General features: G+C 67.9%; 20 protein-coding genes and 1 pseudogene. 10 read left to right on the forward strand and 11 right to left on the reverse strand.

Features of this window, described 5'->3' with window-relative positions; translation table 11 throughout:
* Positions 1 to 120: 120 nt before the first annotated feature.
* Both ACZ499_RS35675 and ACZ499_RS35680 read left to right on the forward strand, forming a co-directional pair.
* Positions 121 to 558 carry a hypothetical protein gene (locus tag ACZ499_RS35675; RefSeq protein ID WP_468680792.1) on the forward strand — a complete coding sequence of 146 codons (438 nt, stop codon included), beginning with the start codon at positions 121 to 123 and terminating at the stop codon, positions 556 to 558.
* Complete coding sequence (locus ACZ499_RS35680) at positions 555 to 1,010, forward strand: GNAT family N-acetyltransferase (RefSeq protein ID WP_468680794.1); 456 nt, start codon at positions 555 to 557, stop codon at positions 1,008 to 1,010. Before ACZ499_RS35675 ends, ACZ499_RS35680 begins: the two co-directional genes overlap by 4 nt.
* 485 nt (positions 1,011 to 1,495) lie before the next feature.
* On the opposite strand, the gene ACZ499_RS35685 is transcribed toward ACZ499_RS35680, so the two are convergent.
* From ACZ499_RS35685 to ACZ499_RS35710, 6 genes and pseudogenes are all read right to left on the reverse strand, one after another.
* A complete protein-coding gene (locus ACZ499_RS35685) occupies positions 1,496 to 1,834 on the reverse strand; it encodes a hypothetical protein (RefSeq protein WP_468680796.1) in 339 nt (112 codons plus the stop codon).
* 287 nt (positions 1,835 to 2,121) lie between these two features.
* A complete protein-coding gene (locus ACZ499_RS35690; protein ID WP_468680798.1) occupies positions 2,122 to 2,988 on the reverse strand; it encodes an NmrA family NAD(P)-binding protein in 867 nt (288 codons plus the stop codon).
* 116 nt (positions 2,989 to 3,104) lie between these two features.
* On the reverse strand, positions 3,105 to 3,566 hold the full coding sequence (locus ACZ499_RS35695) for a hypothetical protein (RefSeq protein ID WP_468680800.1): 462 nt from the start codon (positions 3,564 to 3,566) through the stop codon (positions 3,105 to 3,107).
* Between the two features lie 147 nt (positions 3,567 to 3,713).
* Positions 3,714 to 4,232 carry a MarR family winged helix-turn-helix transcriptional regulator gene (locus ACZ499_RS35700; RefSeq protein WP_468680802.1) on the reverse strand — a complete coding sequence of 173 codons (519 nt, stop codon included), beginning with the start codon at positions 4,230 to 4,232 and terminating at the stop codon, positions 3,714 to 3,716.
* A gap of 230 nt (positions 4,233 to 4,462) precedes the next feature.
* Positions 4,463 to 5,563 (reverse strand): carboxylate-amine ligase, encoded by a 1,101-nt coding sequence (locus tag ACZ499_RS35705; protein WP_468680803.1) that lies wholly within the window; start codon positions 5,561 to 5,563, stop codon positions 4,463 to 4,465.
* A 377-nt stretch (positions 5,564 to 5,940) separates the two neighbouring features.
* Positions 5,941 to 6,357, reverse strand: a pseudogene (locus ACZ499_RS35710) (IS110 family transposase); the annotation flags it as partial.
* Between the two features lie 365 nt (positions 6,358 to 6,722).
* Here ACZ499_RS35710 and ACZ499_RS35715 point away from each other — a divergent pair.
* The 3 genes from ACZ499_RS35715 (at position 6,723) to ACZ499_RS35725 (ending at position 10,407) form a co-directional block, all read left to right on the forward strand.
* On the forward strand, positions 6,723 to 7,442 hold the full coding sequence (locus ACZ499_RS35715) for an IS110 family transposase (RefSeq protein WP_468680805.1): 720 nt from the start codon (positions 6,723 to 6,725) through the stop codon (positions 7,440 to 7,442).
* A gap of 963 nt (positions 7,443 to 8,405) precedes the next feature.
* A complete protein-coding gene (locus tag ACZ499_RS35720; RefSeq protein ID WP_468680807.1) occupies positions 8,406 to 8,702 on the forward strand; it encodes a hypothetical protein in 297 nt (98 codons plus the stop codon).
* A 1,393-nt stretch (positions 8,703 to 10,095) separates the two neighbouring features.
* Positions 10,096 to 10,407: a hypothetical protein gene (locus ACZ499_RS35725; protein WP_468680809.1), complete on the forward strand. Its 312-nt coding sequence runs from the start codon at positions 10,096 to 10,098 to the stop codon at positions 10,405 to 10,407.
* Positions 10,408 to 10,499: 92 nt separating this feature from the next.
* Here ACZ499_RS35725 and ACZ499_RS35730 read toward each other — a convergent pair whose 3' ends face one another.
* Positions 10,500 to 13,568, reverse strand: coding sequence for an eCIS core domain-containing protein (locus tag ACZ499_RS35730; protein ID WP_468680811.1), 3,069 nt, complete (start codon positions 13,566 to 13,568; stop codon positions 10,500 to 10,502).
* 473 nt (positions 13,569 to 14,041) lie between these two features.
* Between ACZ499_RS35730 and pip the strand changes: the two genes are divergently transcribed.
* Entirely contained in the window at positions 14,042 to 15,001 is a 960-nt protein-coding gene (pip, locus tag ACZ499_RS35735) for a prolyl aminopeptidase (protein WP_468680813.1), read from the forward strand.
* Between the two features lie 3 nt (positions 15,002 to 15,004).
* Here the strand turns inward: pip and ACZ499_RS35740 are convergent, their stop codons facing one another.
* Positions 15,005 to 15,136: a hypothetical protein gene (locus ACZ499_RS35740; protein ID WP_277410938.1), complete on the reverse strand. Its 132-nt coding sequence runs from the start codon at positions 15,134 to 15,136 to the stop codon at positions 15,005 to 15,007.
* A 275-nt stretch (positions 15,137 to 15,411) separates the two neighbouring features.
* Here ACZ499_RS35740 and ACZ499_RS35745 point away from each other — a divergent pair, with 275 nt between their 5' ends.
* Together ACZ499_RS35745 and ACZ499_RS35750 are read left to right on the forward strand one after the other, a co-directional pair.
* Positions 15,412 to 15,552, forward strand: coding sequence for a hypothetical protein (locus ACZ499_RS35745; protein ID WP_468680815.1), 141 nt, complete (start codon positions 15,412 to 15,414; stop codon positions 15,550 to 15,552).
* Between the two features lie 1,246 nt (positions 15,553 to 16,798).
* Positions 16,799 to 17,428 carry a class I SAM-dependent methyltransferase gene (locus ACZ499_RS35750; protein ID WP_468680816.1) on the forward strand — a complete coding sequence of 210 codons (630 nt, stop codon included), beginning with the start codon at positions 16,799 to 16,801 and terminating at the stop codon, positions 17,426 to 17,428.
* Between the two features lie 46 nt (positions 17,429 to 17,474).
* On the opposite strand, the gene ACZ499_RS35755 is transcribed toward ACZ499_RS35750, so the two are convergent.
* The gene (locus tag ACZ499_RS35755) at positions 17,475 to 17,732 is read right to left on the reverse strand and encodes a hypothetical protein (protein WP_468680818.1); all 258 of its coding nucleotides are present in this window, start codon (positions 17,730 to 17,732) and stop codon (positions 17,475 to 17,477) included.
* Positions 17,733 to 17,894: 162 nt separating this feature from the next.
* On the opposite strand from ACZ499_RS35755, the gene ACZ499_RS35760 reads away from it, so the two are divergent.
* Entirely contained in the window at positions 17,895 to 18,791 is an 897-nt protein-coding gene (locus tag ACZ499_RS35760) for an aminoglycoside phosphotransferase family protein (RefSeq protein WP_468680819.1), read from the forward strand.
* A 64-nt stretch (positions 18,792 to 18,855) separates the two neighbouring features.
* Here ACZ499_RS35760 and ACZ499_RS35765 read toward each other — a convergent pair whose 3' ends face one another.
* Positions 18,856 to 19,023: a hypothetical protein gene (locus tag ACZ499_RS35765; RefSeq protein WP_468680821.1), complete on the reverse strand. Its 168-nt coding sequence runs from the start codon at positions 19,021 to 19,023 to the stop codon at positions 18,856 to 18,858.
* A 247-nt stretch (positions 19,024 to 19,270) separates the two neighbouring features.
* Positions 19,271 to 19,615, reverse strand: a complete 345-nt coding sequence (locus ACZ499_RS35770) for a hypothetical protein (protein WP_468680822.1) — start codon at positions 19,613 to 19,615, stop codon at positions 19,271 to 19,273.
* 134 nt (positions 19,616 to 19,749) lie between these two features.
* Between ACZ499_RS35770 and ACZ499_RS35775 the strand changes: the two genes are divergently transcribed.
* On the forward strand, positions 19,750 to 20,160 hold the full coding sequence (locus tag ACZ499_RS35775) for a hypothetical protein (RefSeq protein WP_468680823.1): 411 nt from the start codon (positions 19,750 to 19,752) through the stop codon (positions 20,158 to 20,160).
* The last annotated feature ends 160 nt before the right edge of the window (positions 20,161 to 20,320 follow it).

A 20,320-nucleotide genomic window follows, 5' to 3' on the forward strand; every position in this document is an offset into this window, starting at 1 on the left:
GGGGAGGTAGGAAGGGATGGTGCCCCCCCCCCCCCCCTCCCCCCCTCCCCCCCCCCCCCCCCCCCCCCTCCCCCCCCCCCCCCCCCCCCCCCCCCCCCACCTGCCGGACCACGCTTGGGTGTGCCCATTCACCGGCGGTCGGTCGAGGTCGCCGCCGACGCGGCATGCCGGGCGTCCCACAGCGTGCTGCGGCTGGATGATCTCGAGAGTTGCCTCGGCCCCGACGGCCTTACTGAGGCGCTGGTACGGCGCATGCTCGGCTACCCACGCGCCGTGGTGGTGCTGGTGTCCACCAGCCGCAGCGAGGAACCCTGCCGCTACGACGCCCGGGAAGGCAGCAGGCTCACCGGTGCGGACCGCGATCTGTGGCGTAGCGAGCGCAGCGTAGTGGACCAGGCGCGCGTCATGGAGCGGAGATACCTCAGCCGACCTGCACATTTCACTTGGGGTAGATCGCTGAGGGATGGCAAACTCGTCGGACACCGGACCGATATCCCCACGCTCAGCAGCCTGGGGGCAAGGCACAGCACCACCACGGCAGAAGGGCGAGCAAAATGAAGATCACGGTGGACGACCTGTCCGGCGCAGAGATCGCTGGGTTCCTCCACGAGCACGTCCAGCAGATGCGGTCCATCACACCGGTAGAGAGCAAGCACGCGCTCGATCTCGACGAGCTTCGCAAGCCCGAGGTCACATTCTGGTCGATCGTGGACGGTGACACTGTGGTGGGCTGCGGTGCGATCAAGAGGCTGGACGTGGGGCATGCAGAGCTGAAGTCGATGCGCACCACGCCGTCGCGCAAGCGAAGCGGGATCGCATCCAGTCTGCTGGAGCACATCATCACCGAGGCCAAGGCCATGGGGTTCACACGGCTGAGCCTGGAGACCGGCGCGGCTGAATTCTTCCTGCCCGCCAGGAAGCTGTATGGGAAGTTCGGGTTCGTCCAGTGCGAGCCGTTCGCGGACTACCGACCCGACCCGAACAGTACGTTCATGACGAAGACCCTCTGAGGAATCTCGATCCCCCAGGTCTTGACGATTACTCCTCCTGGCCTGCTCGGCTGACGGACCGTAGTACGCGGTCATGTGGAAGAGTCCCAACTCGCCCCGCTTGAGCGAGCACTGTTCGGTGAGCGCGCGTCCGGCGGGCGTGTCGGTGAAGGATCCGTTCCAGCCGTGCCCGATCGGCGTCGCGGACGCCTCGTCACCGGCGCCGTTGGCCCGGTAGGCGGCCCTGGGGCGGATCTGGAGGCGCAGAACCGCCCCGCTGTCGTCGCCCTTGGCCCACACCGAGCACCACTGGGACTCGTGGCCGGCCCAGTCACCGGTGTGACCGCGTGCCTTCAGCTCTTCTGCGCCGAAGAACGCCCGCGCCTCCTCCACCGCGAGCGTCCCCTGGCAGCGGTCGGCGAGGTCGTCCCCGCCGTCCCGCAGCCACACGCCCCAGGCCAGTGCGGCGGCCGCGAGTGCGAGCACCACCGCACCGATCAGCACCATCAGGTGCTGAGCAGGGCAAGGCGGCAGGTGAGCAGGTTGCCGGTCTTGGCCAGTGCGCTGGTGAGGCGGCGGGGTTGGTAGAGCGTCAGCTGGATGGCGGCGGGTCCTCGGCGGCTCCACCGTGGCATGCGGACAGGGGTGTCGGTGTCGGTGCGTAGCGGGGGTCCGAGCAACCCGAGTTGAGTGAGCCGCTTCAGCAGCAGCACCGTGCGGTCAGCCGAGACCATAAGGGTCCAGGCCCGGGAGACATCGTCGCGGGAGCGGGAGCCGTCAAGGCCGTGCAGCAGGTGCACCGCATCGGCCCCCATGCGCAGGTAGGCGCCTTGCGGCAGGCTCACCACTGTCTGCTCCCCGCGCGCAGTGATCTCCACGCCACGCCGCATCAGGGGCCACGGGGGTACCTGGATGCTGGGGATGGTCGTTGGCTCTCGTATTCAACTGTCACCAGTTCCCCGCGGAACCCAACCGGCCGGTGACGTGTGTGATCTCCAGCGGCGTATCGGCTCCACGTGTGCCCGGCTGGGCGGAGATTCACCCGCTTCGCCCACCGCCGGGCCGATGACTGGTCATCTGCCTTGTGCGGCGGGACGATTCGCAGTTTCGTGACCGGGCTTGAGGCGGCGTCTTATCGGCGGAAGTGGGCGTGGTGTTCGTGCAGGAAGGCGTCGAGGGTGCGGGGCGGGCGGCCGAGGATGTCGATGACGGTGGTGGTGGGGGTTTCGGGTCGGGTGATGGCGAGTTGCTGGATCTCCGTGACGTGGTCGGCGAGCCAGGTGGGCATGTGGGCGTTGTGGATGAGGTTGTGGCGCAGTTCGTCCGGGCTGAGGTTGGCGTAGTGGATCTGATGGCCGGTCAGGGCGGTCAGCCGTGAGGCGAGTTCGGGGTAGGAGACGGCTTCGGGTCCGGTCAGGGTGTAGGTGCCGCCGGCGATTTCGGGCCTGGTGAGGGCGGCGGCGGCGACATCGCCGATGTCGCGGCAGTCGATGTGGTTGCAGGGCGCGTCGCCCGTCGTGCCGAGGATGGTGCCCTGGGCGACGGTGGGGGCCAGGCGCAGGAGGTTCTGCATGAACGCGTAGGGGCGCAGGATGGTGTGGGTGAGGCCGCTTGCGCGCAGGTGTTCCTCGACGGCGTGGTGTCCGCGGGAGATGGCGACCGGGGAGTCGGGTTCGGCGGCGGGTGCGGAGATCTTGACGATGTGTCCGATGTCGGTGTGGGCGGCGATGTCGATGACGCGGGTTTCGAGTTCGACCTGTGCGGGGCTGTTGGCCATGGCGAGGAAGAGCTGGCTGGCGCCCTTGAAGGCGGTGCGCAGGGAGTGGGGGTCGGCGGCGTCGGCGTACTGGACCTCGACGGGCGGTTGGTGTGCGCCGGTCATGCCGGGCATCGGCCTGTGCGGGGTGCGGGTCAGTGCGCGGACGGGTGTGCTGTGTGCGAGGAGGCTGTGGAGCAGGGCGTTTCCGGTTGCTCCGGTCGCTCCCATGACGACGATCATCGTGTGCTCATTCCTTGGTGACTTCCCGGCGGCGGGTGCTGGCGGGGTGGGCTCGGTCGGGCTTGGCTCGGGTCGGGCTTGGCTCGTGGGGCTGGTGGGCCCGGTGCCGGGGTTGGCTATGCCGTGGTGCTGCGCCAGCGCAGGGTGACGATGGTGGTGGCGAGGGCTGCGGAGACGGGCAGATCGATGCGCAGGCGTTCCAGCCACGGGGCGGCGGGGATCGGGGTGTGGGCGGGTAGCCATTGGGCGGTGAACCATCCCAGCAGGGCCGCCGCGCCGGCGGCGGTGATGACGAGTGCGGCGGTCAGGGCGACGCGCGGCGTGCTGGTGGTCCACCGTCGGGGCTGGCCGCCGTGCCGCAGCCAGGTGCCGACCAGGAACGCCACCACGGCGGAGGTGCCGGCGATGGAGGTGCAGGCGGCCACGGCCAGATCCTGCTGCCCGGTGACGAGTGCGGCGGTACCGGCCGTCAGCGCGGGGGCGGCGTAGGCGGTCAGCACCTCGCGCCACAGGGTGAACGGCCGGGATGGCCGGGAGGCTGGCCGGTTTCGGCTGGTTCTGTCCTTCGTCGCGGGCATGCTGGCCTCTTTCTCGTTCGTGTCAGGGAAGCGAAGGGTTGCGGCGGGGGCGGCAGGCCTGCTTCGCAATATAATTAGGAAGCTAACTATTACCGTGTAAAAAGGGGCCCTGCCCGGAGGGCGGGGCCAAACCAGCTGCGAGCCGGGTCAGTCAGCGGCCAGGGCCGCACTGCCGCGCACCACGCGGGCGAGCAGATCCAGGAACACCGCACGCTCCTCGACGCAAAGGCCGCCCACCATCGCCTCAAGCCGCCCGAAATGATCGGACGCCATGTCGCGCAGGAGCTGCGCCCCGCGCGCGGTCAGGACGGCCACGGTGCCCCGGCCGTCCTCCGTGGACGGGCGGCGGGCGATCAGGCCTTCGCGTTCGAGGCCGTCCAGCAGGCCGGTGACCGTGGCCCTGGAGACACCGAGGTCGACTGCGAGGCGCGAGGGGGACTTCTCCCCGCCGTGGTCTTCGAGGTCGGCGAGCAGGCGGTAGCGCCCCGTCGACAGGCCGAACCTGGCAAAGTGCGCCTCGGCCGCCCGGCCGACCCTCGCGCCCGCCGAGATCAGCCGCACCGCGACCAGCACCGCCTGCGGATCGACCTCCAGGCCGTAGTGCTCGACCTGCCGCCTGGCCTGGTCCAGCGTGGGTGCCTCGCCATCGATGCCGTCCCTCGTCATGCAAATAATATGGCGGCTAATCACTTGGGCTGTCAAGGCCCCGCTCTTCGGCCTTGCTTTGCCGATGCCGCCGACCTCGTGGAAGGCCAGGATGTCGTCGCGCGGCGCTTCGAGGTACTTGACATCGAAGGGCGGATCGGTGGTGCGGCGCAGGAGCCCCAGCCACTCTGGGTGACCGTTCCCGGCCCCCTTCCCGCCGGATCGCCGCCTTCGGGCGCCTGGAACGCGGCTCAGTCCGCCGTGGTCTCGTTGATGATCAGGTCGGTGACGGCGCGCAGGCCGCCGTCGGCCACGACACGGCGCTGCCGGTCGGCTGCCGTGCCCTCCCTGAGCAGGCGATGAACGAGCGCGGTGACCTCGCGGGTGTCTCCGGCCTCGTCGAGGGCGGGTGTGATGTGGTCCATCAGCTGGGACAGCACGTCTCCGGCGCTGCGGAGCATGCCGTCGCGGTCCACCAGCGACCGGCTGAGCCCATGCCGGGCGGCGTGCCAGTTCGCCGCTTGCAGCAATTCCGGCGCACAGCGCGGCACCGTGGTGCCGGCCTTGACGTCCTTGACGGCGGTCGTGACGAGCGCACGGACGATGCCGGTCAGCATGACCGCCTCGTCCACGCGGAGCTGGACGTCCGAGCAGCGCACCTCGATGGTCGGGTAGCGGCTGGAGAGGCGGGCCTGCCAGTAGATCTGGCCCACGTCCATGATCGCGCCGCAGGAGAGCAGCTGCCGCACCCGGTGCTCGTGGTCGGCGAGGCCGTCGAAGTGCGGCGGCGGGCCGCTGACCGGCCAGCGCCCGAACACGATGGTGCGCCAACTGGCGAACCCGGTGTCCCGGCCCGCCCAGAACGGAGAGTTCGCCGACATGGCCACCAGGACCGGCAGCCACAGTCGAACACGGTTCAGGACCCCCACACCGGTCTCCGGGTCGGGCACCCCGGCATGCACGTGCATGCCGCACACCCACTGCTCGGCGACGAGCTGCGGTGCCTGTGCCCGTACGGCCCGGTAACGCGGCAGGTTTGTCACCGGCGGTGGCGCCTCTTCCTTGAGCGGCGGCGTGCCGCAGGCCGCGAGCCGGCACCCGTGGCTCTCCGCCGCACGTCCCAGTGCGTGGCGCAGACGCAGCAGATGGCCGCCCACCTCGTCGAGACCCGTACACACCGGGGTGGCGATCTCGATCTGCGCCTCGATCAGCTCCGGCTGGATCTCCCGTGCCTCCGCGATCGGCTCCAGGCCGGCGGCGGCGCGCACCTGTTCGGCCAGCGGGACGGGGAAGCCGGTGACCGGATCGAGCAACAGGTATTCCTCTTCGACACCCACCGTGATCGGATTCATCGGCGTTCACCCTATTTGGCGCGGACGGCCGCGTTCCGTCTGCGGTGCGCGTGTCGTACGGGCGGTACGCACCGGCCGTACGACACGCCGGTGTGTCCGCGTGTTCGGTCATGCGGCGTGCCGGCCGGCGACGCAAGGCCGGGCAGGCATCGGGTGCGCCGTGAGTGGCACACGGTGCGACGTGGACAGCCCGAGGCCATGGAGTCGGGGCAATCAGCGCACGCAGGGAAACCGCCAAAGGATCAAGGCGGGGAGAGGCACGTGCCGGACACTCTCGAATCGACGTACGCCCGTATCGGGCGGAGTATCACCACCCGCGCGGACCGGTTGTGGGACGTGAGCTCGCTCCTGCACAAGGATCCGGAACCGTCCTAGACCAGCACGGTCAGCTCGGCGGTGATTTCGTCAGTCAGTTCCAGCGAGCGCAGGGTGTGCAGCATGGTGCGGGCGGCGTCCGCGATCACCGCGGCGTCTTTCGCGTCGGTCTCGGCCTCGCCTGGTTAGAGGTCGGCGATCCTCCGCATGGCAACTCCTGGCAGGTAGGCGACCTTGCAGCCCGCGTCCCTCGCGACCGTCAGGGGCAGGGCGCCCGATCGAGGCGGGCTGGTCCACGGTCATCAGGACGGTGCCGAACTTCGCGGCCAGCTTGTCGAACACGGCCCGCAGTTCCGGTTCGCTGTTGGGCAGGGGCTTGTCGAAGACCTTCTTGCCGGCCGGGGTCAGCCCATGGCCTTGGTGGGTGGTCTTGCCGACGTTCAGGCCGAGGACACGCCCGCGTCGCCGGTGTCGAACATCGTGCTCTCAACTCCCTTGGTGCGGCTGACCTTGGCATCGGTGTCGTACGCGCGCATCCACGTTATGCAGACCTGCCGTCCGCGAACTGCCCGGCATTGCGCCGGGCCGGACGGTGGCCGGACCTCTGACTTGTTCAATCGAGTCCAGGCGCACGGTCTGCAGCCGTAGCGTCCAGGGTGCCGATCGGCACGGGCTCGCGTGACCTCATGCCGCCCAACTCGGGCTGGCTCATGATGAGTTTGCCGCCGTCGGTCGCCACCCGCGCGGTGTGGCTCGACAGAGGCGTGACCAATGGACGCAGAGGCTTCAAGTCAGAGTGCCCACCGTAACCGTCCTTTTCCGCTCGACCTGGTCAAGGGTGCACGTGATCACCATCGGTATCGATCCCCACAAGTCCTCCCACACGGCTGTCGCCGTCGTCAACGCAGGGCAACAGCTCGCCCAGCGGCGCCTCGTCGTCAACGCAGGGACCGTCCGTCAGCTGATGCGCTGGTGCGAGCAGTGGCCCGAGCGCCGCTTCGCCGTCGAGGGCGCCAAAGGGCTCGGCCGCAGCCTCGCCCAGCAGCTGGCCTCCGCCGGCGAGCATGTCGTGGACGTGCCCGCCACCCTCTCCGCCCGGGCCAGGCCCCTGGCCACCGGCGGGGACCGCAAGACCGACGAAGCCGACGCCCTCCACGTCGCCCAGGTCGCGCTCTTCCGCCAGGACCTGCGCAGGGTGGAGATGGAAGACCAGTCCACGATCCTGCGACTGCTGACCGAACGCCATGACGATCTGGTCAACGAGCGCACCCGCATCATCAACCGGCTCCATGCCGTGCTCCGGGACCTTCTGCCCGGCGGTGCCCCCACCCGCCTGTCCGCGGAGAAGGCCGCTGCCCTGATGAAAGGCATCCGCCCTGCCACGGCCACCGACTGCTGCGGCCGAGACGTCGCCCGAGATCTCCTCACCGACCTGCGACGTGTCGACCGCCAAGTCCGCGACAACGAAGCCCAGATGCGCGACGCCCTGGCCGCCGCCCGCACCGCGCTGACCGCGCTGCCCAGGCTCCCGCGGCCGGGTGGGGTGGCTGTCCGGAGACTTTGAGGGCGGTGGTGATCTGCTGGTAGGCGGCGTGTTCCAGGCGCTGCACGGTGATCGTGGTGCCGGTGCAGTCGAGGGTCTGGGGTTCGTTGAGGGAGGCGTTGAGGGTTTCCGCCCGGGGGAAGTGGCCCGACGCCGTGCTCGCTGGGGCGATCAATGTGACGGGGAGGGAGCTGGCTCTGTCGAGGAGGTCGGCCAACTGCCAAGACGTGTCCGGGGCCAGCGCAGATGCGCACAGCAGTACATACGGATGATGCACTGTGTCCGGCAGCTGGTGGGCTTCCAGCAGTCGTTCACTCAGGTCGCGCAGCGCATGCCTGGCCTGGCGCAGGTAGGTGATCCGCGCGGTAGGCAACAGCTGCGGCAATTCCGCACCGAACCCGACAGTGACAATCTCGACGTCGGCGGCCCAGGGGCTCATGGCGAGTTCGAGGGCGACGGACGTGCAGACCTCCGTGACGTGGACCGTGGTGCCCTCCAACAGTAGGGCGCGCAACTGCGTGAGGTTGAGGAGCAGCAGGTCGCCCGCTGTGGTGCTGCCGATGGTGACCAGTCCGGGATAGGGCGGCGGTATCTCCCGGGCGGCCTCCTCGTCCAGGAGGGTGGCGTCAGCGGGCAGGACCCACCAGCCGTCTTGCCCGGCGGTGAAGGGTGCTACCGGTTCCTGGTCGTGGTCCTCGGGCAGTACCTCGATGGTCCGGGTCCCGATCCGGGCGGCCCGCATGGGTGGCAGCAGTGCGGTGTCGTCGTCCTGCTGGGCCAGGTGGTGGGCGCGGTGCGCGGGTTCAGCGGGCTGCTGGCCACAGCCGTCGCCGGGGTGGCGGGCGCCGGAGCGGCGGGCGGGGACGTACGAGGGATGGACGATCCACCCGAGGTCCACCCGCCTGCTGGCCGAGTACAGCCGCCTGCGCCGCCAGGCGGGTGCCGTGGAGCCCGGCCGGTGACCGACGAGCTCCCCGCCCCTCCGTGGAAGATGGACTGGACGGCAGAGGCCCTTCAGGAGTTCGAGGGCATGCCCGAGGACGGCAAGCAGCTGGTCCTGTCGGCCCGCGCGGAGCTGATCACTGCCGCGGATCCCATTACCGGGGCATCGGCGCCGACCTCGACCTGCCGCATTGGATCACCGTCCGCCCGCTGGCCTCGACCAGCCCCGGCGGCCCGCACATCGCCGACCTCGCCGGCGGCCGCGGCTGGCTCATCTTCACCTTCACCCGCCGCCACGCCGACCCACAGATCACCGTCACCGACGCCTTCTGGGCCTGACCCCGGTGATAGGCGCTGCGGGTACTTCATGGGTCAGCGACAAGGGCGTACCTAGTGCGGGGCACGAGCGCGCTGACCAGGAAGACGAGGCCGAGGGCACTGTGGTGTTGCGACGACCGATAGAACCCAAGCGGGCGCAGTACGGCCGGGGTCGCACCCGCCCCCCCCGCAGGGGCTCCGAGACGGTGCCATCCGGGCCGTCGACGGCCTGAGGCCAGGGCTGCAGGAGAGATGGCAGGCTGCCGGAGCGTGCGTGTGGCAGGCAGGTGTCTTTGCCAGGTCCACCACACCTTGGGGAGGCACAAACGCCATAATGCCCGGCTGACCGTTCACGGCAGGCGGATTCTCATCGAACGTGTCCGGTCAGGGCGTCCGGTCGCCCATGTCGAAGCCGAGATGGGCATATCGACACTGAACGGCGGCGCCCTTCATCCGGTAGGGGCGCGGGATCATGTCGCCTCCGTCTCCTGCGCGGCGCCGCCTGGCCACGGGCGGCTGCGACGCAAGCGTAGGGGGAAAGCAGTGCACCCGGTGCGGTACCGGGTGCAGTCTGACGCGATGTCAGCGGACTCGCGGGGCGTGGACGAGCTGGTCAACGGATGCCGAACCCCGGCAGCGGCGATGCGTGTTGCAGCTGCCCCGAGCCCTTGTCCTCCCGCAGGAGCCATTCCCTGACCGAAGGGGCACGATCAAGGAGTTGGCCGACCTGTAGGCCTTCGTCGCGGGAGGTCACCCTCGGCAGCGGGGTGAAATCCTGGGGAAGTGCGTCCAGCAGGCTCCTCACCCGGTCTCCGGCGCGCAGAGTGATCAACAGCTCGCACCGCAGCTGACGGGGCACGTCCGGGCGGTGGGACAGGCTGTGTTACAGGGCCGTGGGTGCCATCGGGCGCCGCATGCGCGCGCACTCACGCCGGGTCCGACCGCTGACTCAGGCCGAGATCCGACGCCTGCCCCTCCAGCCTGAACAGCGAGGTGGAATCGATGACTTTCACTTCGTGAGGCAGCGGCTGATCGAAGAGCATCGCCCCATGCTGCCCCACAGCACCCTACGACGAGGAACCGACCCCCAAGGGACATTCCGTGAGGAGTTCCATGCCAAGCCGGGGCAGAACTCCACTCGGCAGGCGCACCGCTTTGCGCGGTGGGACCGGGTGCAACGCGCTGACACCGGTGCGCCCGCGGCGCTACCGTACGGGAATGACGAGCGCCCCGCCCACCGAGCGGGTGCTGCCCGCCGACTCGTCGTTGATCGGGCCTTGCCTACCACCACGAACACCCGGTGCGTTCCTACGAGTTCGAGGACATGCTCCAGGTGTGGTCGGTCACGGCCCGCATCGATGCCGACATCCTGGCCGAAGACCTTGCCGCGCGTGAGGATGTGGATCAGGAGTAGTTGGACGCGGTCGAGGACGTCGTGGTGGGCCGGATGTCGTTCGTGCGGGTGCGCATGTTCGGGCCGGACGACCCGTTCGAGGCCATGGACTCCTACACCGGTGGCGGGGGAGGAGATCACTCTCCTCGCCGAGTTCGTCCGCGGGGCCAGCCAGATCAGGCCGTCGAGGAACTCGTCGAACAGCGCGATCGCGATCCGCGCGAGTTCGGCCTCGTCGATCGACTCATGGAGGTGGTCCTCGAAGTACTCCATGGCCTGGTTGAGGCGTTCCAGCACTCCCGGCCCTCCTTCTCCTTACGTCCACCACGCTAGGAAGGATCATCTTCGCGGACCCGACATGCTGTGCCCGGTGCGGTCCGGTGCGCTCTGACGCGGTTGGGTGCGAAGAACTTCTCGCTCGGTGCTCAGTCCAACTTGGGGAACTTTTTCGACCAGTTCTTGAACGAGGTCTGGGGCACGAGCAGGTGGTCCGCTATCGAGTTGCCGGATATCCGCGTCGGCCATGTCTGCATCATCTCGGCCAGGAATTGCTTGAAGTCAGCAGTGAGTACGTCCTTTTCATTCACGCTCAGCTTCCCGGGTTCCTGCCCGGGGGGAAGCTTCGCGTTCTCCGCCTTCTTGGCCAGCCACATGCTTTTCAGGGGTTCAGGAATGTGCGCTTCCAGCTCTTCGGTCGCGCCTTCGACTCTGTTGAGCGGGGTGGCCTGCTTGGCTTTACTGTCGAGCTTCCCTATCTGCTTATCCAGTGCGGCAGCAGATATATCGAGGCGTTTCAGGATCAGATTCTTCATCTCGAGGTCATTCTGCGTCAGTTCCCTGATCTTCAGACGCAAGGCATCAGGGAATCCCTTTTCATACTGACCGCCCTTCCCTGTACGGGCTTGGACCAATTTCCAGAATTTTTCTCCTGCCGCGCTTCGCAATTCGGGTACCGTCTCCTTCTCGAACACCTGCCCCCTCGCCTCGGCCCTCGCCTTCAGCTCCGCATCCCGTTCGGCCTTCAGCTCATTCGAGGTCGGCGCCTGAGCGCCCACCGGGTTGCCGATCCGGAGCGCGCTGGTCTTCGACACCAATTCCGACTCGTCGACGTCCTCGGCCTCGCTGTTGGAGGGGGTGTCGTCCTTCACCAGGATCTCGGTGTCGGCCGGGATCACGCGGACGGTCTCGCCCTTCTTGTTCACCTTCTCCGGTACCGTGTACCGCTGCTCCATGCCGCCCCCGGCTCCCGGCTCGGCCTCCTCGAGGCCGTTGCCGGCCGGTGCGGGGTGCGCATTCCTCGGCGCGGACGCGTACATGAGGCGCTCCGGGTCACCCATGTGCCCGCGCAAGTGCTCACCGACGTCCGCGGTCGTCGACTCGTCATGCCCGGAGAGGTTCCGGACACCGCTGTCGACTGCTTCCTTGTAGAGCTGGTTCCCGCGGCGGTTGTAGACCAGATTGAGCCCGACCTCCTCCTCGAAATAGCGCAGCATGGCGAGACAGGCGTCGCACGGCCTTTTCGAACCGCGGATGTGGATGGGGTCATGGGGCGTGTCCGCGTCGAATTCTGCATTTTGAAGCATCTGCAGCAGCTTCTGCTCCGCATGCATCTTCTTCGATCCCTCGCCGTTGTGCACCAGGTAGGCGTATCCCGGGTTTTTTCCCGGCGCGAGCAGATCGGCCAGGTATTTCCGGTACGACGGCATCTTCGCTTTCTCGTTGGAAACGTCGACGAGGCGAATGTGTGAGGTCTCGCGCAGAGCCTTCAACGTGGCGTTGTCCCGCTTGAACCCGTCGCTCTCCGCCCCGTCCACGTCCATGGCGTCCGGGTCCACCGCCTCCAGGGCCCGCACCTGTGCCATGAACCCCTCACGGACCTTCAGCAGGGCCTGCCGGTTCCGCCGGGTCCCCTCCTGCTCCCGCGCCTTCCTGCTGCTCCTCGGCGCGCCGTCTTCGGCGTCCTTCTCGGTGCGGCGGCGCTTCGTGTCCTTGTCGGCGCGCGCCCCCGCGGGCCGTTTGCCCTTGCCCTTGCCCGCGCCGGCCAGGGCGGGCGCCTCTTCGGCCTCGGAGCCCGACTCGCTGTCGCTGTCGAGCCCGGCCTCCTCGTCCGGTACGCCCTCCTGGTCACCGAAGTCCGCCGTCAGCAGCGTCTGGAGGGCGTCTCCGCCCACCACGTCCTGCTCGTCGCCGCCGTCACCCAGTTCCCGCAGCATCTCGAAGAGCCGCCGCATGGACTGGTTGTAATTGCTGGCGAAGACCAGGTGCCCGTTGACCGTCGCCGCCTGGATCTCCTGCTCCACGACCGCCTGCGCGGACTTCGTCGCCCCGGCATCGCCCGACGGACCCGCCTTGCCGTTGCCCTGTGCCGACGCCGCTCCCTCCCTTTCCTTTCGCTCGGCGTGGGACACGGCGGCGAGTGCCCTGCGGACAACGTGCCGCAGGCTCTGCGCATCGCGCTCGTCCGCGTAGTCGCGGGTGTAGCGGATCGCTATCTGCTTGGTGATCCGGCCCCACTGCTTCTTGTTCTGCTTACAGGTGCAGAGCTCGGCGAGCCGGTCGAGTTCAGCGAGGATCTCCTCGCGGCCGGGGGCCTTGCCGCTCGCCGCCGCCGGGGGCTGCGCGGCCTTGGAGCTGCTGCTCTTGCTCGTGGACCCTTTGTCCTTGGAGGACTTGCTCTCCTTGGAAGACTTACTGTCTTTGGAGGACTTGCTGTTCTTGGAGGACTTCTCGTCCTTCGCGCGGGCCACGACCAGGCCCGCCACGTTGCCCACGGAGCGCTGTGCGGGCATGCCCACCCCCCCGCTGTCCATGGCCCAGCCGGGCCGGGCCGGCGGGCGCGGGCCTCGCGACGGCGCGCTGCCCGCTCCCGCGGCGAACGCCGCACCGTTGGCCACTGCCTTGCGCTCGGAGCCTTGCCCCGGGTCGGTGACGGTGACGCCCGCGCTGTTGGTGTTCCCCGTCTCCTTCAGCCCGGAGAGGTTGTCGCTCACGTGACTCAGCTCGTGGCCGACGATCTCCTTCTTCTGAGCCGCCTGCGGTGGCAGGAAGATGTGGTGACCGATCGTCATCGCCTCGGCCCCCATCGCCGCGGTGGCCCGCTGAGCGACGGTGTCGCTGTGGACGCGCGCGGGTGACAGGTCGGTCTGGTAGAACGCCTCCGCCTCCTTGCGGACCGGGTCGGCGATCGGCTGGCTCGGAGAGTTGATGGCGTCGTTGAGCAGCGCCACCTGGTCGACCGGCTCGCTCTCCCGTGCCGCGTCCGCGTCGCCGTTCGCCCCGCCCGTGTGACCGTGCCCGCAGCTGGCGCCGTGGACGTGCCGCTCCTCCTTGAGCAGGCGCGCGACCACGTGATTGCCCACCAGACCTTGGAGCGCGGTGGCCCGCGCCGCGCTCTTCGGCCCCTGGTCCACGCCCCTGGACACGGAAGACGTCCGCCGCACACCGGTTCCCGGCGTCCCTTCTTGCTTCTCAGGACGTTTCTCGTGCGCGCGCATGGCAATACCTCTTCGGTCCGGTGACAGCGGGACAGCCTTTCCGGCGTACTCCCCCGCCCTGTTGTAGCTGTCGGCTCCCGGGGGCGAACAGGTCCGCTGGGGCAGTCGTGGGGGCACATCTCCCAGTTCATGGCCGAGCGGGCGGGCGGTCGGCCGTTGTTGTTTCGGGGGGTGTTAGTTGGCGTGTGGGGTGGGTTCTGGCCTGGGGTGTTTGTCAACGGCCATGTAATGCGGCTCATCCAAGATTTCCGTGAAGCCGGCGTGTTCCTCCGTGCCCTGGTGACGCTCCGTTAGTGCTCCGGGGAAGCTCGGGTCGTGTGAGGACCTACTGAAGACACTGTTGCCGCACCTGGGCGGTGTAAAGCCACCTGCCGGCGACTTCGCTCATTTGTCAGCTCAACGCCCATGTCCATGGGGCAGGTTGGGGGAAAAACACGGAGCTCAACAACGATCACGCCATAGGATCGACGGTCATGGTTGATCTCTACTCTCCGATCAGTCCCTACGACCATGGATTTATCGACGCCGGGGACGGCAATCGCGTCTACTACGAACAGCTCGGCAACCCTCAAGGCAAGCCTGCCCTGAATGTCCACGGCGGACCGGGGTCGGGTGCACCGCGGCGGCCGACGAGGGCCTGGGACCCCGAGCGCTACCGCGTCATCCGCTTCGACCAGCGCCACTGCGGTCGTAGCACCCCGCACGCCAGCGACCCGGCGGCGGACATGAGTCTGAACACCACGCAGCACTTGATCGACGACATGGAGCGGCTGCGCGAGCACCTCGGCATCGAGCGGTGGTTGCTGAACGGCGGCTCCTGGGGCTCGACGCTCATCCTGGCCTATGCCCAACAGCACCCCGATCGGGTCAGTGAGATGGTCATCCCGGCAGTGACGATGACCCGCCGCACTGAGATCGACTGGCTCTACCGGGGTGCCGGGCGGTTCTACCCCGAGGCGTGGGACCGGTTCCGCGACGGTGTTCCCGAGGACGAGCGGGACGGCGACTTGCTCGCGGCCTACGCGCGGCTGATGGAGAACCCTGACCGGGCGATCCGGGAGAAGGCTGCTGCCGACTGGCTCGCTTGGGAAGACGCGGTCATCTCGAACGAGCCCAACGGCGTGCCCGGCATGTACAGCAATCGCGAGGTCGACGCGCAGATCGCGTTCGTACGGATCTGCTCCCACTTCTTCAGCAACGGCGCGTGGCTGGAGGAGGACCAACTACTGTGCAACGCCCACAAGCTGGCCGGGATCCCGGCGGTGCTGGTCCACGGCCGACACGACATGGGCAGTCCGGTACAGACGGCGTGGGAGCTGGCGAAGGCGTGGCCGCACGCGAGGCTGCACATCATCGAAGACTCAGGGCATGCCGGAAGCGACGCGATGCAGGAGGCGGTCCGGGAAGCCATCGAGGACTTCAAGAACCGGTGATCCTCAGGGCACGTAGAGGACCTCGAACTTGACCTTCGGGTTCCGCGCCGCGTAGTCGGCGAGCCAGGCCGCCAGCACTCGGTCCGAGACGATGACTCGGACCGGGACGCGGTTGGCCTGCGGCTTCTCCTTCATGCCTGCCGGATCTGGCTGCTGGTACCGGACTCCGCCTACGACGACTGCGACCTGCACGCGCAGACGGCGGAACGGGACGAGATCCTGACCGACTTGTGGGAGTTCGAGGACAAGCCGGCTGGCCTACAGGAGGCGGGAGCGAAGGTCCTGCCGTGGGCATTCGTGGAGGGCACAGGTGCGTTCCTGTACTGGCTCGCGCGGCCCGGTCAGCACCCCGACGAGTGAACCGTGCTCTACAACGAGGGGGGGGCGGCCCCCTGTGGGAGCATCACGACATGGGGTGCCTGGCCTTCCTGCTGGCGGTGCTCACCGGAACGGCGAAAACGGAGTACTTCGGCCACCTCTACGAAGTGCTGAAGCCGGCGGAGCACCGCCTCGCGACGGCCGACCAGACCCTTGGGACGACCGGGCAATGACGCCGCCCACCGCTCTCGGCCACCTGACTCGCCGCTGACACACCAAAATGAGCGCCGTACTTGGCCAGACCGGCCAGGTACGGCGCTCAGTACAACGAAGATGTGACCGAGCGCCCTATCTGGCATGACTCGCCAAGTAGGACGCTCAGTGCCGAGGCCGGGTGCGGCCTGCGGACGCGCTTGCGCATGCCGGCGGGCCTCCGGGTGTAGACCGCTCTTGTGCTGTAGGCGTGTCAGTCGAACTCGCCGTCACGTACTCCGCCACGGAAGGCCGCCCACTCCTGCTCGGTGAAGCCGGTGAGGGCGGCGGTGGGGGTGCCGGTGGCCCGGTCCCAGATGCGCGCCGTCGTGTCGATGCTGGCGGTGGCGAGCCCGGTGCCGCTGGCGGCGACGCGCGCGCGGTCACCGGCCTCCAGCCGATGTCACTCCCAAGGTCCGACGGTCACGCATTTGGCGGCCACGAACCCGGCACGGAGCTGGCGGTTCAGGACGATGATCCAGGTGTTCCCGGAAGGTCCTCCGCTCCAGCAGGTGTATGAGCCGCCACGAATTGCCTGGCAGTCACTTCGCGCACATTTGGCACCCGAATGATCAGGAATCGTCCAGACTACGCGGGCGGACGTGGTCTTGTCGGCGCGTGCGTTGACGGCGTGGACGCGGGTGTAGACGCCTGGCCACGCCTGCGTAACGGTCTTCACCTCAGGTGTCCCAGCGGCGTGCGCTGTGCTAGGAGCCGCGACGGCTGTCGCACATGCGACGAGAGCCGCTGCCATCACTGCCTTGGCCTTGGTTTTGTCGAGTCGCAAGCCGTTCTCCTCAGGTTGTATGGAGCCTTGCCGGAAGCGAAGTCCCGCCAGGCTATGGCTCAGGGTGAACGGCGTATAGACATCGAATGGAATGCCCCAAGGATGCAACGAGCGCGGTCCCGGGAGGAGGCGACTGCGTCACCTGGGGTGAAGGCAGGGCCTCCGCCTGGTGTTCGTTCTCCACCGCGGTCGGCAAGAAAGGCGGCAACGTGCCGCGCGAGCGACACCGGCTTAGGCTGGTCACCGAGCCAGGGGGGCAGCCTGGGAGGTACCCGATGCCGAGGCCGGTATGGAGCGGCGCGATCTCGTTCGGTCTCGTGACTTCTCTGAACTAAGGAGGGTGTCCCGTGATCAGGTGACGGGACGATCAGTCCTGAGGGGAAGCGCCGGAATGGGGCCGGAGAACGGCTGCGAACGGTGCGGGTGTTAGTTTCCTTCCCGTGTTGAAACATCAGGACGAGACCAGGGCGGCCTACGACGGGGTCGTCGACCTGTATGCCTCGATGTTCACTAGTCAGTTGGAGACGCGGCCGTTCGCGCGGAACATGATCGGCACCTTCGCCGAGCTCGTGCGTGCCACGGGGAACCTGCGGGTAGCCGACGTCGGGTGCGGACCTGGTCATCTGACGGCCATGCTGCACGACTTGGGGCTGGACGCCTTCGGACTCGACCTCTCCCCGGCCATGGTCGACCACGCTCGGCGGGCCCATGCGACGCTGCGGTTCGACGAAGCGCGAATGGAAGCCCTGCCGGTCGAAGACGGCGCGCTCGGCGGAGTGCTGGCCCACTACTCGATGATCCATACCCCACCTGGAGAATTGCCCGCGCTGCTCGCCGAGCAGGTGCGTGTCCTGGCACCAGGGGGCCTGCTCCTGGTGTCCCTCTTCGGGACCGAGGGACCGGAGCCGGTCCGCTTCGACCACAAGGTGACGCCCGCCTATAGCTGGCCTGTGGACCGGTTCGCCGAGCTGCTGGCCGGGGCCGGGCTCGTCACGTTCGCCCGGCTGCTCCACGACCCAGCGTCCGAGCGGGGCTTTCTCGATACCCATTTGCTGGCCCGCCGCCCGTAGGGCGTGAGTCGGGGTGGTGTAGATCATCCGTGTGGATGAGGCTCGGCTAACTTGAAGGCCCTCTTGCCGCACTGATTCGTGCCGCGATCTGGCTGAAGCGGGGCATGCCGAGACCGATCACTTGGCGTTGACGGACTTGCTCTGCATCGTGCTGGGTGAGCTTCTCCTCTGCGCTGGCGAGGCTGACTTGGAGTCCTTCGATCTCACCGAGCCATCCCTCCTGTTCTGCTTCGGTGATTCGGGCGATCAGGTTGTCGCGGATCTCGACGAGGTGGTGTCTCTGGGCCGGATCCGGTCGGGGCATGGAGCATCGAATACACGCTTCTCTGAACTTTGGGGCCGTTCCGTCCCAAAGCCTCTGGTCTGCAGCTCTCTGAAACCGAATTGGTGATGCCAGAGGAATCACAGTGAGACGTTCCGGAGAGCGAGAGCCGCTCCGTCTGCCGCCTCGGTACTGTGACTTCGCATGACCGACACCGAGATCGAGATCACCGCAGACCTGGTCCGCGACCTGCTGCAGGAGCAACATCCAGACCTTGCAGGGCTGGCCATCCGCGAGGTGGCGGGCGGCTGGGGCAACCAAATGTGGCGCCTTGGGGACGAGTTGGCCGTGCGCATGCAGCGCATGGACCGCACCCCGGAACTCCAGTTGAAGGAGCGGCGGTGGCTGCCCGTGCTGGCCCCGCACCTGCCGCTCCCGGTACCGACCCCGGTGCGGTTCGGCGAACCATCCGAGCGCTTCCCCAAGCACTGGACCGTGATGACGTGGGTTCCCGGCGAGCCGCTGGACCACGGCTCGATCAGCCGCGGCGCCCACGCGGCCGACACGCTGGCGGGTTTCCTCCGGGCGCTCCATGTGGAGGCGCCCGCCGAGGCGCCGATCGCTACGGACCGCGGTGCCCATCCCAGGAACTGCACGGACGGCTTCGACCACTTCTTCCACGCCGTTGCCCTCGACGACCTCGCCAACGATGTCCGGGCCGTCTGGGACGACGCCGTCGCAGCGCCCGAGTGGGAGGCGCCACCGCTCTGGGTGCATGGCGACCTCCATCCCGCGAACGTCGTGGTCTCGGACGGAACGCTCTCGGGCATCGTCGACTTCGGTGACATGTTCGCCGGCGATCCGGCATTGGACCTCGCCGCCGCATGGGTGTTGCTACCCGCAGGCACGGCCTCACGGTTCTTCGACACGTACGCGCGTGCAGACGAGGCGGCGATTCGGCGCGCCCGCGGGCTGGCCGCTATGAAGAGCCTCTTCCTGATGCTCATGGGGCAGAACGGAGATCGGGGCCTTCCCGGCGGCAAGCCGAACTGGGGACCCGTAGGTCGGGCGGCACTTGATCGTGTTCTGAAGGGCGTTTGACGCACGCTTCTTCGAACTTATTCTCGATCTTGATTGAGCCATGCGGCAGCCCGCCTTCATGGGCTCATCGATCACCACGTGTGGTGGGGATGCCCAGGTCCACGGCCGTAGGCTGCCCGTGGCCCCGATCGAGCTGGCGGAGCTTCTCCTCGGCGCCGGCCAGGCTGACCTGGAGACCTTCGACCTCGCCGAGCCAGCCTTCCGCCTCGGCTTCGGCGATTCGGGCGATCAAGTTGTCGCGGATCTCGGCAAGCCGCGCCCGTTGGGCCGGGTCAGGTCGCAGGAGCGAACATCTGACGCAGGCTTATCCGAACTACCCAGCTCACGGACCGACTGGGCCGATCGCGGGCGGGGTTGCTAAAAGTAGTGGGCAACAATCTCGGCGTCCGGGAGTATCGGGGCGTGTCGCGCCGCCAACTCCTGCCTGATTGCTGGCCTCGATCAGTCTCCGGCTCGCACCATGAACACCGCGTCTCAACTCAGCCGGCGTCCAGGGCGTCTGCGCGCCTGGTCAGGTCCGCCGCGACGCGATCCCAGTCCGGTCCGTGCAGCCACAAGTTCTCGGCAGCCTCGCGCATCAGCGCTGGCTCATCAGGTCGCTGCAGGAGCACCAACCGGTAGGACAGGTTGCGAACCCAGACCGGCAAACGACCATCGACCACGTGCGGGCAGAGCTCACGGAGCATGGCGAGGATCGAATCCGGGTCAGCGAAAGTCAGTTCCTCGACGAAGTAGTGCTCCCGGTGGTCGAGGTCGCACTCAGGCGTCGGTCCGAACTCGTCTCCATAGAGACACCGGGCGTGCTCCGTCAAGGTGCTGTGCATGTCCTGGAACCTATGACGCCTTGATCCGCGGGGGCGAAGCGATTATCTGGAGGGTGCCCCAGTGGTATTTTGACCCGAAATTGCGGGAGAGGGTGGGTAGGCGGGTGGACAGAGACCGGCGGCATGCAGCTGTCGTGGTACTCCGTGAGCTCGGGCGAAGCCACGATTACCGTGACCGGGCGGATGCCGGTCACGGCCTGGCAGGCTTCGCCGAGATGCAGGAGGCCCTCGGGCCGCTGCTGGAGCTCGTGCTCGACGCAGGTGACACCTTCGTCACCCGGGTGACCGCGGAAGCCGTGCTGCGGCGAAAGGACAGGATCGGGTTGGCGGTAGTCGCCTCCGCACTGGCAGTCGCCGACTCGAATCACAGCGATTGGATCCACACCGCACTTCACGATGTGTTCAGCATTTCCTCCGAGGACCGGGACAACGCGATGCATTTGTGCGAGGAGATGTTGCGGGACACTGACGACCGCGTTGCCCTGGGGGCTCGTCAGATACACAAAGCCCTGGCCGAGATCGACCCCGTTCTTCGTCCCATTTAGCCCGGGGTGGACACCAAGGCTTCGGCGTAGTCGCGTGACGCCTGGTTCGTGACGATCTGCCAGCTCGACGGTGCCACCGGAACGTGACAGGCACGGCTTCCAAGATCATGGGGTTCTCTACGCGCCGTGATCCGAGTGGAAGACCGTGCCCGCCGACGCA

Source organism: Streptomyces sp. NPDC031265 (genome assembly GCF_055570295.1).

Excerpts from the sequence above, each read along its gene's own strand:
- ACZ499_RS35680 (WP_468680794.1), top strand. The coding sequence starts at position 555 with ATGAAGATCACGGTGGACGACCTGTCCGGCGCAGAGATCGCTGGGTTC.
- ACZ499_RS35690 (WP_468680798.1), bottom strand. The coding sequence starts at position 2,988 with ATGATCGTCGTCATGGGAGCGACCGGAGCAACCGGAAACGCCCTGCTC.
- ACZ499_RS35695 (WP_468680800.1), bottom strand. The coding sequence starts at position 3,566 with ATGCCCGCGACGAAGGACAGAACCAGCCGAAACCGGCCAGCCTCCCGG.
- ACZ499_RS35700 (WP_468680802.1), bottom strand. The coding sequence starts at position 4,232 with ATGACGAGGGACGGCATCGATGGCGAGGCACCCACGCTGGACCAGGCC.
- ACZ499_RS35705 (WP_468680803.1), bottom strand. The coding sequence starts at position 5,563 with ATGAATCCGATCACGGTGGGTGTCGAAGAGGAATACCTGTTGCTCGAT.
- ACZ499_RS35730 (WP_468680811.1), bottom strand. The coding sequence starts at position 13,568 with ATGCGCGCGCACGAGAAACGTCCTGAGAAGCAAGAAGGGACGCCGGGA.
- pip (WP_468680813.1), top strand. The coding sequence starts at position 14,042 with ATGGTTGATCTCTACTCTCCGATCAGTCCCTACGACCATGGATTTATC.
- ACZ499_RS35740 (WP_277410938.1), bottom strand. The coding sequence starts at position 15,136 with ATGAAGGAGAAGCCGCAGGCCAACCGCGTCCCGGTCCGAGTCATCGTC.
- ACZ499_RS35745 (WP_468680815.1), top strand. The coding sequence starts at position 15,412 with ATGGGGTGCCTGGCCTTCCTGCTGGCGGTGCTCACCGGAACGGCGAAA.
- ACZ499_RS35755 (WP_468680818.1), bottom strand. The coding sequence starts at position 17,732 with ATGCCCCGACCGGATCCGGCCCAGAGACACCACCTCGTCGAGATCCGC.
- ACZ499_RS35760 (WP_468680819.1), top strand. The coding sequence starts at position 17,895 with ATGACCGACACCGAGATCGAGATCACCGCAGACCTGGTCCGCGACCTG.
- ACZ499_RS35770 (WP_468680822.1), bottom strand. The coding sequence starts at position 19,615 with ATGCACAGCACCTTGACGGAGCACGCCCGGTGTCTCTATGGAGACGAG.